Raw genomic sequence first — 16,438 nt, 5'->3', positions numbered from 1 at the left:
TTATGAACATTCTAGTTATCAACTCAGGGAGTAGCTCCCTGAAATATCAGCTTTTCAAAATGCCAGTCAAAGACCCGATCTGTAGCGGCTTGGTAGAACGAATTGGCATTGAAGGATCCTTTGTAAAACATAGCGTGTACGTTGGAGCAGAAAAGCATTCTGTTTCCAAAGAAGGTTTTATCGCCAATCACGCGGAAGCCTTAAATCACGTCCTTCATTTGCTGGAGGAAGGCGAGTATCCGGTAATTAATAGTCCCGATGACATCACTGCAGTCGGTCACCGGGTTGTTCATGGAGGGGAGCACTTTAGTGCTGCGACCATCATTAACGCTGAAGTTAAAGGGCACATTAAGCAGCTGTTTTCTCTGGCACCATTGCACAATCCGGTAAATTACACGTGTATTGAAGTGGCTGAAGACACTTTCAAGAAGGCGGTTCAAGTTGCTGTGTTTGATACGGCATTTCACCAAACGATCCCCGAACAGGCATACAGATATGCAATACCAGAATCCTATTATAAAGAGCGTGGAATCCGGGTGTATGGTTTCCATGGTACCAGCCACAAATATGTGAGTGAACAAGCCAATCAATGGCTTGGAAGACAAGATACCAAATTAATTAGCATCCATTTGGGTAACGGCTGTAGCATTACGGCAATCAAAGACGGTCAATCTGTCGACACTTCAATGGGCTTTGGTCCCCTAAGCGGTTTGATGATGGGAACCCGTTCAGGGGATATTGATCCTTCTGTGATTTTTCACCTGATGGAACATGCCGGCTATACCCTCGAGCAGCTTAGTTCGTTATTAAATAAACAATCAGGGCTTCTGGGTGTAGGTGGCTCAAGTGATATGCGCGACATCAGGAAGTTAACTGCTGAAGGCGATGAATCCGCAGTCTTAGCGCTTAAACTCTATGCGTATAGAATTAAGAAGTTCATTGGTGCCTATGCTGCAGTATTAAATGGAATTGACGCCATCATTTTCACTGCGGGGGTAGGAGAAAACGATGTCGCTATGCGGAAGGCAGTCTGCGAAGAATTAGATTTCCTTGGGATTTCCCTAAACGAAGCGCATAACAACAGCTACCATGGAGTAGCCACTGACATCAGTAATCCGGAAGGAAAAGTTAAAATCCTTGTTATCCCGACAAACGAAGAATTTGAAATTGCCAGCCAATGTTATAGCTTAATGAGTTAAAACTTAGCGCGTATACCTATTCCCAATTTGAAAATGTCAGTTACCGATAATGCTGTGGAGTTCTGAAAGAAGTTAACCAGATAATAATCGTTAGTATTAAATTCAGAATAGATACTAAGCGCTTTTAAACCTGTTCTGTCGAGTACTTTACCTTTGGTTAGCTGAAATTCATTACTGAAAGAAAGGTGAGGCCTTGCGGCTTCAGAAAAGTAGTAATATCCTTTTGGATATTGAACCGTGTCAAAGTTGAAACCTAGATTTTTATTAAAGGTATATCTTACAAACAGTCCAGGGTTGAACGGGTAAACTTTCGCCCAGTTACTAATGTTGATCACAAATGGTCTGTAGGCAAATTTCGCAGTTACAATGTGCAAGGAGCCACCTTTAGATTCAGGAACATAGCCATAATTAATATCAATATTCCCACGTTTATTAGGAAACAATTCATAGCCGGCACCTACGCTCAAATAACCGATACTTCCCGCAAATTGTATGATTACATCTTCCGGAATTAAAAACTTTTGAGCTTTACTGTCAAAGCCGATCCCAAGAAGTATTGTAAGTGCGAGTCGCTTAAAAAAATATACGCTCATAAGAAAGTTTGTTATTGATAATTTTAGCCATTAAAAATTCCCGTGCACCTACAGTCGCTGTGATGATATAAGGTATTGAAGAACCCGGATAGCCGAATTCTGAATAGGTATGCGTATGCCCATGAAAAGAGGCAATAAAGCCAGGAGTTTTATCGAACAAAGAATGGTATGGCGTAATCAACGCCGGATCGTAGTCTTCGGAATTTGGTGGTACATGAGAGATTCCAACATAACCGGTCACACCTGCTTGGGGTTGAACTTGTTTAGTCAGCCATCCGATGTCGGGCGCAGTACCGTTAAACCCATATTCTCTACCATTGGTATTGTGGCAAATGAATTTGATGCCCCGGTAAACGAAACTATAATTAAGTTCCCCATACATCCGTTTAAATACGGCAGCTCCTTTATTGACAAGGTCATGGTTTCCGATGACTGAAATGTATGGTGCATTGAGCTTAATCTAGTTCTCTGGCGAGCCATTCCATTTCCTGCAACACGCCGAACTCCGAAAGATCACCTGCCATGGCCACGAAATCCAGTCCGTTAATCTGATTTATCTTTTTAACCAGTGTGGTCACTTCGTTATACGAGCGCTGGGTATCTCCGGTGATGACAAACCTGATGGTGTCATCTTTAAAACTGTTTTTTTGCAGCTTACTTAAGCCAGCAGCATTTAGATCTCTTGGTGAATCCCGGTCGGATGTCTGTTCGGGACTAAATTCCAGTGAGTTACAGGAAAGGAATAAGAAAAGGACTGGTATTAATAGGAAAGGTATTCTCATAAAAGGAATTAAAACAGTCAGCCGACCAAAAACGATGCCTGTTCAGGCCGCAAATGGCTGCATGAGTTAATGAATTTTGTTTATGACATTTCAGAAACGCAAGGCTTTAAACAAAACCCTGATCAGCGGGTTTTGAATTGATGAAACGCATACTCTTCTTTGGCGATAGCCTGACAGCGGGTTATGGACTTGCCAATGTGTCGTTGGATTCTTTGCCAGCTTTACTTCAGCAGAAGATTGACCATAACCATTTGCCTTACCACATTACAAATGCAGGAATCAGTGGAGATACTACAGCAGGTGGTTTGCAACGCATAGGATTACTGTTGCACCAGCAAGTTGATGTCTTCGTGCTCGAACTAGGTGCTAATGATATACTGAGAGGAATACCTCCAAAGACTTCATTAAAAAATCTTCATGGGATTGTTGATACCGTAAAAGCCAAATATCCTGAAGCTAAGTTATTGTTATTGGGAATGGAATTACCTGCCTGGATTCCAGGTTTAGTTGTATCAGAATTCAGGGCAATTTTTAAACAGGTTGCAGAAGCCAATGGGATGGCGTTCGTGCCGTTTTTTTTGGATGGTGTTGCAGGTATAAAGCACCTGAACCTACAGGATGGCATTCACCCCACGGCTGCTGGCTATAAAATTATTGCAGAACGAATCTGGCCTGCACTTAGAAAACTTCTCCAGGATTAATATCTTTCTAATCTGGAGTTTTTAGTAACTTGTGCCTTCCATCGAAATGGGTTGTTTTTTCCAATGTGCAGCCTTTGAAAAGAGCTTACGTGAAGTTACCACAACAACGACTCAGTAACGACTCTGTAATGACTTCGGACGACTCGACAATGACTATAGTCATTTCATAATCACTTAAACGCACGTCAATCTCGTATTTCAGCCATCACTGTGTGAACTCGTTATAAACGGCGTTCTAATTCTGCGCAAGCTTAATGGAGCGTTTGTTCGAAAATAAACGCTTTGTTCGATATCGGGCAAATTTGGAATTGCAAGGTAAGCTTAAATGTCTGATTTTTAAAGGATTGTTATTGGTATTACTGTTGTAATTATCCTGCCAAATAAAAGGCAATGGATAAGTCGATAGCAATCGAGATCACAACTAAACGTAAAAGAAAGCGCAACACTATCATTATAGTGGCAATCGTAATACTGATTGCCAGCGTATTTCTCGTTCGTGCTTTTATCCAACCCAGCATTAGCCGCGCAGAACTCACCTCTGCGGCAGTCGGAATTGGCGACATAGAAAATACCATAAATGCTTCCGGCGAAATATTACCTGAGTTCGAAGAAGTGCTAACCAGTCCTATCAATGCAGCAATACGTGAGGTGCTGATGGATGCAGGCATGAAGATTAAAGCAGGAAAGTCCATCCTCACCCTAGATAAATCTGCTGCTCAGAACGAATACGACAAATTGGGATTTCTTATCGAATCGAAAGAGAATGAGATCCGCAAGCTTAAGCTGGATTTAGAGAAAAGCTTTTACGACATTAAATCTAATAATAGCATCAAGCAGTTACGCATCAGTAATTTCAAAGATGCAGTTTCAAGCGCTCAACGGCTTTTTAAAGCAGGTGGTGGCACCAAAGAGGATATTGATCAGGCTGAGTTGAACTTGAAGGTTGCAGAACTTGAAAAACAGCAATTGGAAAACGAAATCAGAAGTAAGCAACAAACTATGAAAATTGAGATCAGAGAAGCTGAGATCTCTCTGGCGATTCAAAAGAGCGATCAGGCTGCGCTTACCAGAAAACTTAAGTTAGCAGATATCATCGCCACCCGGGATGGGGTAATCACCTGGGTGAATAAAAATATCGGCGCTAGTGTTACAGAGGGACAATCTTTAGCCAGAATCGCGAACCTAACTGGGTATAAAGTTGCCGGAAGTATCTCAGATACACAGCTGGAAGATATTAGAAACAATATGCCGGCTATCATTAGGATCAACGATACACAACTCCGTGGTCGCATAAACAATATTTCCCCGGCGGTTAACAACTCAATCGTTTCTTTTGATGTCCGCCTGGATAAAAAGGACAACAAGCTGCTCCGCCCAAATATGAAAGTAGATGTTTTTTTAGTGACGGCCACGAGAAACAAGGTACTGAGGGTTCCTAACGGTGCTGCTTTCAAAGGTTCTAATGAACAGATGGTTTTTGTTTTAAGTAACGGGAAGGCAGAGCAAAGACGAGTAAGGCTAGGGTTGAGTAATTTCGATTTTATAGAAGTATTGAGTGGTTTGAAGCAAGGAGAAGTAGTCATCACTTCAGATATGAAAGCTTATGAGTATGCCCATCAGATCCTGATCAAATAGCCTGGAGATGAGAAAGATTATAATTTTTAGTATGTTTTTGGCTATGATGGTTGGAAGTTCGCTGGGTTCCTATGGAGGATATCTTGCACAGGTTGATACCCTTAAACTCACCTTAAAAGAGGCCGTTGAACTGGCAAAAGCAAACTCGATCGCTGCTAAACAAGCGGTGACTGTTAAAGAAACAAAGTACTGGGAATGGCTGACATTCAAGTCGAATTATCAGCCACAATTGGCCCTCAGCGGGATCTTGCCTGGTTACAATAAAACGTATGCTCAGGTATTGCAGCCTAACGGGACCATCCTCTTCCAGCCCATCCACAACGACAATTCCTCATTAACCTTAGATTTTAAGCAAAGTATTGCGGCCACAGGTGGTACAATTTACGGGACGACTGAACTACAGCGATTCAGCGACTTTGACCGGAATACCGTTCTATACAATGGAACACCCTATGGATTGGGCTATACGCAACCTTTACTACAATACAATAGTTTAAAATGGGATAAGAAGATTGAGCCGCTAAAGTTCGATGAAAGCAAACAGGCTTATATTGAGTCACAGGAGCAAATCTCTATTAGAATAACTGAATACTTCTTTGATCTTTTGCTTGCGCAAGTGAACCTGCGTCTTGCACAAACGAACTTTGCAAATACAGGGAAGATCCTGAATATCGCAAACACCAAGTTCGAGTTGGGGAAGATTTCTAAGAACGAGATTTTACAGTTGCAACTGGAAGTGTTAAATGCGCAGAAGTCGGTGGGAACAGCTAAGCGGGATTTTGAAATTGCTGCGTTAAACTTAAAAAGCTATAGTGGTATCGAAGGAGAGGAGCGTTTGAGTTTAGTGATGCCAGATCCGGTAGGCCAATTTAGCGTTTCAGCCGAAAAAGTTATTGCGGAGGCCTTTGAGAACAGATCTGACGCCATCGCTTTCGTCCGGCGACTCGCAGAAGCAAAACGCGAGGTAGCAAAGGCGAAAGGGGAAAATGGTTTAGTAGCAACGCTACGTGCAAATCTTGGGTTTTCTAACGCTGCTAACCGGGTATTTGATGTATATCGATCGCCCAAAAGCCAGCAGTCGGTAGAACTACAGCTCTCCATTCCGGTACTGGATTGGGGAAGATCTAAATCCAGAACGAAGACTGCGCAGGCCAATGAGCAATTTGCGGTGTATGAGGTAGAGCAGGACAAACAGACGTTTAAGCAGCAGATCATCACTCAGGTCACCTTGTTTGATATGATGCAGGAGCAAATGGACTTGACGGTTCGGGCAGATCGGATAGCGTCTGAGAAATATCAGATTGCTTCGGAGCGCTATATACTGGGTAACCTGAGTATTACAGATCTAAGTATTGCTTTTCAAGAAAATGACCGGGCAAAACGTGACTTTGTGGCAGCGCTGCGCGACTTTTGGGGCGCTTACTATCAATTGAGATTCCTTTCGCTATATGACTTTGAAACCAACCAGAAAATAAAATATTAAAAGACAGGATATGATAAGATTACAGAACATCGAAAAGGTATACCGGACGGATACCGTGGAAACGCTTGCTATCAACGGCATTAGTCTGGATATCGCGCGAGGAGAGTTTCTCTCCATTATGGGTCCCTCCGGCTGTGGGAAAAGTACGTTATTGAACATTATTGGGCTATTGGATGAACCATCGAAAGGCTTGATAAGGATTGATGACCAGGATACAAGTAGTTTTGGTGACCAGCAAATGGCGAAGTTTCGCAACCAGAAATTGGGCTTTATTTTTCAGAGTTACCATTTGATCAATGATCTCCAAGTGCTCGACAATGTGGAACTGCCGCTTTTGTACCGTGATTCTTCGGCTAAAGAAAGAAGAGAACTGGCGACAGAAGCCTTGGAGAAGGTAGGTCTTAGTAACCGTCTTAAACACTTCCCTAATCAGTTGAGTGGTGGTCAGCGACAACGTGTGGCCATTGCACGGGCAATTGTCGGCAGACCCCAGATCATTCTTGCTGATGAACCGACTGGTAACCTGGATAGTGTAATGGGGAATGAAGTTATGGACATACTCATTAGCTTAAATAAAAAAGAGGGTACAACGATAGTTATGGTGACACATGATGAGCAAATGGCGCATAAGACGGATCGTTTGGTAAGGTTGTTTGATGGATCCCAAGTTCAATAGTTATGCTTAGAAATTACTTTAAAATAGCTATAGCTGTACTAAAGCGAAGAAAGTTCTTCACTTTTATCAGCTTGTTCGGGATCAGCCTAACCCTCACAATTCTTATAGTAGCTACCGCTTATATGGATAAGTTGCTGAGTCCTGATTACCCAGATTATAAAAGAGATCGCTCCTTATACATCACCGGTATTGAATATCAAAACAGTAAAGAAGGTTGGATTAATAGGAGTGACGTTTCTTATTACTTTCTAGATCACTATGTATCCAAGCTCAAAAATGTATATAAAATTGCTATTTCTTCGGGTCCAAAATCATCAAATGCGTATGTTAACAACAAGAAACTCGTCATTGCTTATAAATACACTAATGCAGCGTATTGGGATGTATTAGAATATAACTTTCTGGAAGGAAAACCATTCTCTCAACGGGAGATTGACAACGCAGAATTGATAACAGTCATATCTAAAGAAACCAAGGAAGCTTATTTTGGAAATAGCGGACCCGTAGTAGGGAAATATATCTCTGCCGATAACATCAATTATAGGGTCATAGGGGTTGTGGATAATGTTTCGGAAACACTTAACCATCTGGCAGGTGATATGTACTTGCCCTACACACTCTCCCGCGACGCCAAAAGTACAGAACTTATGGGCGCTTTCAATGGCATTCTGCTGGCAAAAAGCAAAGCTGAGCTACCTTTAATGAAGAATGAATTCAACCAAATGGTCAAAAGGCTTCCTTTACCAAGTAAAGAATTTGACAGATTGTACTGCAATGCCGACTCTTTCTTTGATAATACGACCAGATCTATTGCAGGTGATTCTACAAAAACCGCGACTTCAAAGGTAGTATCCGCTGCTGTTATACTTTTGCTGCTATTTTTGCTGCTGCCGACAATTAACCTGGTAAATATCAATATAACCAGGATTTTGGAACGATCATCCGAAATTGGTGTCAGAAAGGCATTTGGTGCCTCATCAAAAACACTTGTATTGCAGTTCCTTGTCGAGAATTTGATACTTACCTTTTTTGGTGCGCTAATAGGCCTGTGTCTTTCTTCATTAGTTATCTATGTGATCAACGAAGCCAGTCTCATCTCAAATATGCAACTTAAAATAAACTTCACTGTATTGTTCTACAGCCTGATTGCCTGTATTTTCTTTGGTTTGATTTCAGGCGTTTATCCCGCTTGGCTCATGTCCAGATTAAATGTTGTAAAAGCGCTCAAAGGTTAATACTTACTAAAAAAACATTAATATGTTTAGACATTTATTTAAACTCACATGGAATAAAAGAAAGCACAACTTTCTTTTCCTATCTGAAATACTCGTTTCTTTCCTGGTGATATTTGCAGTCTTTTCTTACCTGATCTATAACTATCAGAACTATCGCCAAGCCCCCGGCTTCGATTATAAAAGAGTTTGGGCCATTGAATATGACAATCGTGAACTGACAAAGGACCGCGATTCATTGTCTATGTTTTATGAACGTCTTCACAGCTCATTGAAGTCTATGCCACAGATTGAAGAGGTTTCTTTCTCAAGTGCTAATTTCCCTTATGCTGATAGCTTCATGAGTACAGGGTTAAGTCAGAATGGTCAGAAATTTAATAACGTAAGCAATTTTTTTGTAGGGGCAGATTATACTAAGGTCTGGAATATTTCTTTGACTGAAGGCAGATGGTTTCTTCCGGAAGACGCTAGCAGTAAGAATAGAAGCATCTTAATTAATGAAACGCTAAAGAAGCTGATGTTTGGAAAAGGAACTGCAACTGGGAAACTTATTGGCGATTTTGATAATTCTAATAAGCTAAAAGTTATCGGGGTTGTACCTGATGTTAAAGCCAACGGTGATTTTTCGCCGGTCAATAGTGCAATGTATACTTTACTTGATTCTAATGGCTTGAGAGATACGCACATAATCCTATTGAAAGTAGGGGAAAATGCAGATGCAACTTTTGAAGGTAAGTTGTATAAATTCATGGCAAGCTCAACTAAAAGTGCCGTAGAGATCCGGCATGTCGAGGAAATGCGCGACGCAAAAAACAGGACGACTTACATACCCATGATTATTTTTATGATCATCTCAGGTTTTTTAATATTTAATGTTGCCTTAGGCCTCTTTGGCGTTCTTTGGTATAACATCAGCAAAAGAAGGTCTGAGATTGGGTTAAGAAGAGCGATTGGAGCAAGCGGTGTTTCCGTTTCCTATCAACTTGTTTTCGAAGCAATGATCCTAGCCACAATCTCGCTGGCATTAGGTTGTTTCTTCGCTGTCCAGTTTCCATTACTCAACGTCTTTAGCATTCCCGCCAGCGTGTATATCATTGCTATTTTCTTGTCGGTTTTATTTATCTACACGTTAGTCTTTGTTTGTTCTTTTTATCCCGGTAGACAAGCTGCGGGAATCCGTCCGGCAATTGCATTACACGAAGAATAATAAGTATGTTAACTTTGAATATGATTTTAATCGTTGACGACGATATCGCAGTGAGAACATCTCTGGAGCTTTTGCTTACCGGCTCTGGGAACAGCGTCTTTACCGCAGATAATCCAATAGACGCGTTAGCTATTGTCAATCAACGTGTACCGCAACTGATCATCCTGGATTTAAATTTTTCCATAGGTACTTCCGGTGATGAAGGAATGCAATTGCTCAGTAATATCAGAGCAATTGATGCTCAGGTGCCAATAATTTTAATTACAGGTTGGGCGAGTATCGAGCTTGCCGTTAAGGGGATGAAACTAGGTGCAAATGATTTCATTAATAAACCCTGGAACAATGAGCATGTGTTGCAATCTGTAAACACGCTATTGGATTTGCAGGCACCAAAGGCGAAACATGCAACGCGAAGCCAGCTGGATGCCTCATTCTCTTTTAAGCATATTATAGGCGAGGATCCAGAGATACTAAGTATCCTGGAAACAATTGCGCAGGTTGCAGCAACCGACGCTTCTGTACTCATACTTGGAGAAAGCGGTACTGGAAAAGAACTTATAGCAGAGGCCATTCATGAAAATAGCTTGCGCAGAAACAAGCCGTTTGTCAAAGTAAACCTTGGTGGCGTTTCTTCATCGCTATTTGAGAGCGAAATGTTCGGACATGTGCGCGGTGCCTTTACCGACGCGCGCTTTGACCGGACCGGCAGATTCGAAATGGCAGATAAAGGAACCATCTTTCTGGATGAAATCGGTGAACTGGAAAGTGGCAGTCAAGTAAAACTGCTGCGGGTGCTTCAGGATCGTACCTACGAAGTACTAGGAAGTAGCAAGACAAAAAAGGTTGACATTCGCGTTGTCTGCGCTACCAACAAGGACCTGTTTGAAATGGTTAACATGGAGACTTTCAGAGAGGACCTGCTTTATCGCATCAATCTGATTACGATCAGGCTTCCTTCTTTAAGAGCACGTAAGGGAGATATTCCATTGCTGGTGAATTTTTTCATAGCTAATCTTAAAGAAATATATAACCGTCCACGCTTGTCGGTGAGCCCTGCTGCTATGAAATGGCTCCAACAACTGGAGCTTCCCGGTAACATCAGGCAGCTAAAGAACTTGGTTGAACGCTCTATTTTGGTAAGTAAAACTGATGAGCTTGGTGTTGGTGATTTTCAAGTTCATTTGGAAGTCGCTACTGTAAAGAAGAATAAAGCGGAGCTTCCAGGTGTAGGCGTGATAACCTTGGAACAGATGGAAGTGGAGATGGTTAAAAAGGCAATGCAATTTCACCAAAACAGGATTTCAAAGGCAGCAGCATCACTCGGCATCACAAGAAATTCACTTTACCGTAGGTTGGAGAAGTACCAGATACCGTTCAATGAGACTGAAGACTAAGTACATCCTGTTCATATCTGTACTTCACCTGGCTTTTCTAGGTTTGAGTTATTTGATCTTAAAACAAGATAAGATTATATTTTTCATTTCAGAGGTGCTCATCATTATATCGGTTATCATTTCAATCGGACTTTACCAACAACTAATCCAGCCTTTGTCATACCTTAAAGAAGGTATTAATGCAATTAAGGACCGGGACTTTAGCGTTAAATTTCTGCCAACCGGTAAAAAAGAAATGGATGAATTAATCCAGGTGTATAATGAGATGATGGATGCGCTCAGAGAAGAGCGGACCCGGCAGGAGGAGCAACATTTTTTTCTCGAAAAGCTGATTTATACGTCACCTACAGGTATCATTGTTTTGGACTACGACCATCAGATCAAGCAGATCAATCCAAAAGCAACCAAAATCCTGGCAGAGGGTGAAGAGCAGTTTTTAAGGGATATAGAGTCCTTGAAACCAGGTGAGTCAAGAACATTTAAAATAGGGGTAATGAATACCTACAAGATTCAGAAATCCAACTTTGTTGACCGTGGCTTTGCCAGAGTTTTTATTATGATAGAAGAGCTGACTGCAGAAATCTTCGAAGCAGAAAAAAAGGCCTACGGTAAAGTGATCAGGATGATGGCTCATGAGGTGAACAATACCGTGGGGCCGGTTAATTCTATACTTAACGTCGCCCTTGGAACTGATGATTTGTGGGTTGATGCGCCACGCTCTGCTTTAAAGAATGCAATACAGGTAGCTGTGGAACGCAACCAGAACCTAAATCTGTTTATGAGAAACTTCGCCGATCTTGTAAAACTCTCGCCGGTGAACAGGCTTACCGTGAGCTTAAATCGACTAATCCTGACTGTCGTTGACCTGATGAAGATAAAGGCTGATCAACAAAAAATAGGTCTCGAATTACACCTTCCTCTTAATGAAGTTCTCATTCATGCAGATGCGCTACAAATGGAGCAGGTTTTGATTAACATTATAAAAAATGCCATGGAGTCTATTGAGTTTGGAGGCTTGATTAAGATTACACTAGATGCAGGGTTGCGTCAGGTAGTCTTCAATGATAATGGGAAAGGGATAACCCCGGAACATGCAGAAATGCTCTTCAGTCCATTTTTCAGTACAAAGAAAGACGGACAAGGGATAGGCTTAACGCTCGTTCGCGAAATTCTTCATAATCATGGATATGGTTTTTCTCTTAAAACGCTAGAACAAGGTAACACCGCGTTTACGATAGTTCTCTAACCGCTTCCGGTTGTATGATGATAAAGCTTACAAGCGGGTAAGCTTCCTTGATCGAAGCTCTGATCCTGATAATAGCAGCATTAATACCTTCCGTATTTAGCTCTGCTTTAAATGCAATGATCAACATTAACACTACCTCTTCAGGTGACTGATAGGTCGATAAAACATGCCTTGCCTGTAGTACACTTTCGTCCTGCTCTGCAAGTTTGATGATCTTCTGTTGTGTCTCAGCTGCGATGCCCTCACCCATCAATAAGCTTCTGCTTTCCCTCGCTAAGATCATCGAAATTGCAACCAGCAGTAGTCCCACTAGCAGTGACGCAAATCCGTCCATCCATGGCAGATTGTATTTGTGTCCGATAAATAAGCAAATCGCAACCATACTCAAGCCCAGCACAGCGCCACCGTCTTCGAAGAGTACAAGGAAGTTTGCTGGATTCTTGCTTTTAATTATGGCCGACCACAAAGAATCATTTCCTTTAACTGCCTTAAATTCTTTCCAGGCAATAAAAAGAGAGATCCCTTCAAAAATTAAAGATACGCCTAGCACAACATAATTCCAGAATGGATCACGAAGTTCATCCGGATGAATAATGTGCGTAATGCCCTGGTAGATCGACAAGCCACCACCAAGGCCAAAGATCAATATTGATACAATAAACGACCAGAAATACAACTCTTTGCCGTAGCCAAATGGCCTAGCTGCATCTGCAGGTTTCTTACTCTGACGAATTCCAAATAAGAGAAGCAATTGATTAACGGTATCTACTAAAGAGTGAATGCCTTCGGAAATCATCGCAGCGCTGCTACTTAGGCCTCCGGCAACAAATTTAGTGATGGCAATTAGTAAGTTGGCGATTAAGGCGCTGTAAATTGAATTCTTGGATGCGGTTTTTGGCTTCATTTCCTGGTATTAACAGAAAAGAGACACAAATGATTTTGAGACTAAGAAGAAATAAGTTTCTTTTTTAATTATATTTATAACACACACATTGAAACTAAATATAAACTCAAATGAAAAAATTAATCATGTTGGCAGCGTTTACGCTGTCTTGCCTATGCACTCAGGCACAGGAAAAATCTATTAGGTTAGGAGCCAAAATCGGCGCAAACTTCTCACTCTTCACCCAGTCTGTCGCACCTTTCGATCAAAAGAATGGAACGCGCTTCGAATTCTTTGACCGTGATGCGCGTATTTCAGGCATGGGCGGACTTACCGCAGAATTCATCCTTACCAAAGGGTTTTCTTTTGGTGTTGAATTTCTCTTCAGTTCTAGAGGAATGACTTATAAAGAGGAAAATAACTATGCGGTGATCCTCGATGACGAAGGCGAAAACACAGCTACAAACCGTTACACCTATAATATTGATTACCTTGAAGTTCCTGTTACGATCAATTATAATTTTAAGGAAGCATCTTCCTCTTTACGGTTAGTTGGATATATTGGAATGGCTCCTTCGATGGCTATTCACGGGAAAACTAAATTGAGGTACGCGGAAGGTCTAGATGGAGATGGATACCGGGCTGCCAATGAAAACTCCAGCCTTAATAACGTCCGATTATACAATAACAATATTCTTGTCGGTTTTCAGGCAGGCGAAAACTCCACAAAGAGGCTGGGAGGGTACCTGGATCTGCGGGCAACGCATACCCTACGTCCTACTTTTGTTAACCAAACTCAGGGAGCTAACAATGCCAACACTAAAATCGTTACATTCACATTCGCAGTCGGTATTCGCATTTAGTGTAATATTTCTAAATTAGACTGTTAACCAGGTATAATGTAAGTTATGGATAAAGAGCAACTCAGAAGTCAGGAATGGTTTGGTAAAAAGGGTAAAGACGGTTTTATTTACCGGGCCTGGATGAAGAATCAGGGAATTCCTTCGCATCAATTGAATGGGAAACCGGTAATTGGAATATGTAACACCTGGTCTGAGCTCACACCATGCAATGCCCACTTTCGGGAGATTGCAGAATCGGTAAAGAATGGCATCTATGAGGCAGGTGGCTTTCCGGTAGAATTTCCGGTGATGTCGCTCGGGGAAACGCTGATGAAGCCAACAGCCATGCTTTTTAGAAACCTGGTAAGTATGGACGTTGAAGAGTCCATCCGGGCGAATCCGCTGGACGGCGTAGTATTGCTTTGTGGATGTGACAAAACCACACCTGCTCTGGTAATGGGTGCATGTAGCGTCGACATTCCCACAATAGTCGTATCTGGCGGGCCGATGCTAACAGGCAAGCATCTAGGAAAGGATATAGGAACCTCCGATATCTGGAACTTCTTTGAGAATAACCGCTCGGGGTTAATGACTGACGAGGAACTTTACGTTGCTGAATCTTGTCTGGCGAGAAGCAGGGGACACTGCGCCGTGATGGGTACAGCATCCACGATGGCCTGCATGGTAGAAGCCTTAGGTTTGTCACTAGCTCATAATGCAGCAATACCTGCTTCCGATTCCAGACGCAAGGCATTAGCTCATTTGTCTGGAAACAGAATCGTAGATATGGTACGGGAAGACTTAAAACCTTCCCAGATCCTGACGAGACAGGCGTTCGACAATGCCATTACTGTAAACGCAGCAATAGGGGGTTCCACTAATTTTATCATTCACTTACTTGCAATAGCCGCCAGAATTGGTGTGGATCTAACGATTGATGATTTCAATACATCGGATTGGGGGGTGCCGCTTCTTGCTAACCTTCAGCCGTCAGGCAAATTCTTCATGGAAGATTTTTACTATGCAGGCGGCCTGCCAGCTTTAATGAAGGAGTTACGGTCTCACCTGCACAATGAAGTAATTACCGTTTCAGGTAAGCCATTGTCTGCAAATTACGACGATTGCAACTGTTTCAATCCGAATGTCATTGGATCGATGTCTACGCCTTTTAATACTACCGCAGGCATTATGGTGGTTAAGGGAAACCTTTGTGAGAACGGTGCAGTATTGAAGCCTTCTGCCGCCACAAACGCTTTGATGCAACACCGCGGAAAAGCAGTTGTATTTGAGAACATCGAAGACTACAAACATAAGATCGATGATCCTGAACTAGATGTTGACGAGGGTGACATACTCGTATTAAAAAATGTAGGTCCACGCGGGTACCCTGGAATGCCCGAAGTTGGAAATATGTCTATCCCAAAAAAGCTGCTTGATAAGGGCATTCGCGATATGGTTCGTATTTCCGATGGCAGGATGAGTGGTACAGGATTTGGAACTGTCGTCCTGCATGTTTCACCAGAAGCGGCTGTAGGGGGTACGCTTGCTGTCGTTCAAAACGGAGATATGATCACTTTAGATGTAGCTAATAGAAGCCTTACTCTTGAAATTTCTGATGAAGAGATTTTGGAACGTAAAGGAAAACTCGTTGTAGGAGACGATATTGTTTCAAGGGGTTATACGCATCTGTACCAACAGCATGTGGAACAGGCACACCTCGGCGCAGACTTCGATTTCTTAAAGGGCGGTTCAGGAAGTAAAGTCATTAAAGACTCACACTAGATAGTTATGGATACACAGTTTAATGGGCAAGTGGCCATAGTTACCGGGGCCGGAAAAGGGATCGGTTATCAGATTTCTTCGGAACTTGCAAAGCATGGTGCCTTTGTGGTCATGAACGATACAGATGAACAACTGATTAACGAAGTATCTGCTCAGATCAATGCGCACTACGGTGAAAAAACAGTTGCAGTCTCCGGCGATGCCGGTGACATAGCGCTCATCCAAAGCCTTGTAGACAAAGCTGTGCAGCAATTTGGACAGCTTAATATCGTTGTCGCCAATGCTGGAATTACCTTATTTGGCGATTTTTTAACCTATGAGCCGGATGCTTTTCAATCCGTAATGAAAGTTAATTTACAAGGAAGTTTCTTTCTGGCTCAACGCGCATCCAGAGAAATGATCCGGCAAAACAAGGGTGGGAGAATTCTACTCATGTCTTCTGTCACAGGACTTCAGGCACACAAAGATCTGGGGGCCTATGCAATGACTAAAGCGGGACTACAGATGCTGGCAAAAAATCTTGTCATTGAGCTTTCCGAATATGGCATTACAGTTAATACCGTAGCGCCAGGAGCAACACTTACCGAACGAACGTTAGCAGATGAAGACTACAAAAGTACCTGGGCACGTATTACACCTACCGGCAGAGCTGGTACGGTAGAAGATGTAGCTAACGCAGTATTATTTTTAGTATCTCCCGCTGCATCGCAAATAACTGGTCAGACTCTTGTGGTAGATGGGGGCTGGAGTGCAGTAAGTGTATCTCCGTTTTAAAGCTTCTTT

Annotated in this window: 16 protein-coding genes; 12 read left to right on the top strand and 4 right to left on the bottom strand. The window is 42.2% G+C overall.

Going from position 1 to position 16,438, the window contains the following annotated elements; translation table 11 throughout:
- Window positions 1–2: 2 nt before the first annotated feature.
- Window positions 3–1,199, top strand: a complete 1,197-nt coding sequence (locus tag WKF66_RS05415; protein WP_489673401.1) for an acetate/propionate family kinase — start codon at window positions 3–5, stop codon at window positions 1,197–1,199.
- On the opposite strand, the gene WKF66_RS05410 is transcribed toward WKF66_RS05415, so the two are convergent.
- From WKF66_RS05410 to WKF66_RS05400, 3 genes are all read right to left on the bottom strand, one after another.
- Window positions 1,196–1,792, bottom strand: coding sequence for a hypothetical protein (locus tag WKF66_RS05410; RefSeq protein ID WP_489673400.1), 597 nt, complete (start codon window positions 1,790–1,792; stop codon window positions 1,196–1,198). The two genes, WKF66_RS05415 and WKF66_RS05410, sit on opposite strands and share 4 nt — an antisense overlap.
- Entirely contained in the window at window positions 1,773–2,174 is a 402-nt protein-coding gene (locus WKF66_RS05405) for a hypothetical protein (RefSeq protein WP_489673399.1), read from the bottom strand. Before WKF66_RS05405 ends, WKF66_RS05410 begins: the two co-directional genes overlap by 20 nt.
- Window positions 2,175–2,247: 73 nt before the next feature.
- Entirely contained in the window at window positions 2,248–2,574 is a 327-nt protein-coding gene (locus WKF66_RS05400) for a metallophosphoesterase (RefSeq protein WP_489673398.1), read from the bottom strand.
- Between the two features lie 140 nt (window positions 2,575–2,714).
- Here WKF66_RS05400 and WKF66_RS05395 point away from each other — a divergent pair, with 140 nt between their 5' ends.
- The 8 genes from WKF66_RS05395 (at window position 2,715) to WKF66_RS05360 (ending at window position 12,148) form a co-directional block, all read left to right on the top strand.
- Window positions 2,715–3,275: an arylesterase gene (locus tag WKF66_RS05395; protein ID WP_489673397.1), complete on the top strand. Its 561-nt coding sequence runs from the start codon at window positions 2,715–2,717 to the stop codon at window positions 3,273–3,275.
- A 390-nt stretch (window positions 3,276–3,665) separates the two neighbouring features.
- Window positions 3,666–4,910, top strand: a complete 1,245-nt coding sequence (locus tag WKF66_RS05390; protein WP_489673396.1) for an efflux RND transporter periplasmic adaptor subunit — start codon at window positions 3,666–3,668, stop codon at window positions 4,908–4,910.
- A gap of 7 nt (window positions 4,911–4,917) precedes the next feature.
- On the top strand, window positions 4,918–6,393 hold the full coding sequence (locus tag WKF66_RS05385) for a TolC family protein (protein WP_489673395.1): 1,476 nt from the start codon (window positions 4,918–4,920) through the stop codon (window positions 6,391–6,393).
- A 10-nt stretch (window positions 6,394–6,403) separates the two neighbouring features.
- Window positions 6,404–7,069 (top strand): ABC transporter ATP-binding protein, encoded by a 666-nt coding sequence (locus WKF66_RS05380; protein ID WP_489673394.1) that lies wholly within the window; start codon window positions 6,404–6,406, stop codon window positions 7,067–7,069.
- Window positions 7,070–7,071: 2 nt separating this feature from the next.
- A complete protein-coding gene (locus WKF66_RS05375; RefSeq protein WP_489673393.1) occupies window positions 7,072–8,304 on the top strand; it encodes an ABC transporter permease in 1,233 nt (410 codons plus the stop codon).
- A gap of 22 nt (window positions 8,305–8,326) precedes the next feature.
- Entirely contained in the window at window positions 8,327–9,508 is a 1,182-nt protein-coding gene (locus WKF66_RS05370) for an ABC transporter permease (RefSeq protein ID WP_489673392.1), read from the top strand.
- Window positions 9,509–9,528: 20 nt separating this feature from the next.
- A complete protein-coding gene (locus WKF66_RS05365) occupies window positions 9,529–10,902 on the top strand; it encodes a sigma-54-dependent transcriptional regulator (protein ID WP_489673391.1) in 1,374 nt (457 codons plus the stop codon).
- Window positions 10,886–12,148: a sensor histidine kinase gene (locus WKF66_RS05360; protein ID WP_489673390.1), complete on the top strand. Its 1,263-nt coding sequence runs from the start codon at window positions 10,886–10,888 to the stop codon at window positions 12,146–12,148. Before WKF66_RS05365 ends, WKF66_RS05360 begins: the two co-directional genes overlap by 17 nt.
- Here WKF66_RS05360 and WKF66_RS05355 read toward each other — a convergent pair.
- Window positions 12,132–13,052, bottom strand: coding sequence for a cation diffusion facilitator family transporter (locus WKF66_RS05355; protein WP_489673389.1), 921 nt, complete (start codon window positions 13,050–13,052; stop codon window positions 12,132–12,134). The genes WKF66_RS05360 and WKF66_RS05355 overlap by 17 nt on opposite strands.
- 110 nt (window positions 13,053–13,162) lie before the next feature.
- Between WKF66_RS05355 and WKF66_RS05350 the strand changes: the two genes are divergently transcribed.
- The 3 genes from WKF66_RS05350 to WKF66_RS05340 are packed head-to-tail and all read left to right on the top strand — an operon-like array spanning window position 13,163 to window position 16,429.
- A complete protein-coding gene (locus tag WKF66_RS05350) occupies window positions 13,163–13,894 on the top strand; it encodes a porin family protein (protein WP_489673388.1) in 732 nt (243 codons plus the stop codon).
- 45 nt (window positions 13,895–13,939) lie between these two features.
- The gene (locus tag WKF66_RS05345) at window positions 13,940–15,655 is read left to right on the top strand and encodes an IlvD/Edd family dehydratase (protein WP_489673387.1); all 1,716 of its coding nucleotides are present in this window, start codon (window positions 13,940–13,942) and stop codon (window positions 15,653–15,655) included.
- Between the two features lie 6 nt (window positions 15,656–15,661).
- Complete coding sequence (locus WKF66_RS05340; RefSeq protein WP_489673386.1) at window positions 15,662–16,429, top strand: SDR family NAD(P)-dependent oxidoreductase; 768 nt, start codon at window positions 15,662–15,664, stop codon at window positions 16,427–16,429.
- Window positions 16,430–16,438 lie beyond the last annotated feature (9 nt).

It is taken from the genome of Pedobacter sp. (assembly GCF_037719805.1).
Lineage (GTDB): Bacteria > Bacteroidota > Bacteroidia > Sphingobacteriales > Sphingobacteriaceae > Pedobacter.
The sequence above is the reverse complement of the archived record's forward strand: the minus strand, read 5'-3'. Positions and strand labels throughout refer to the sequence as shown.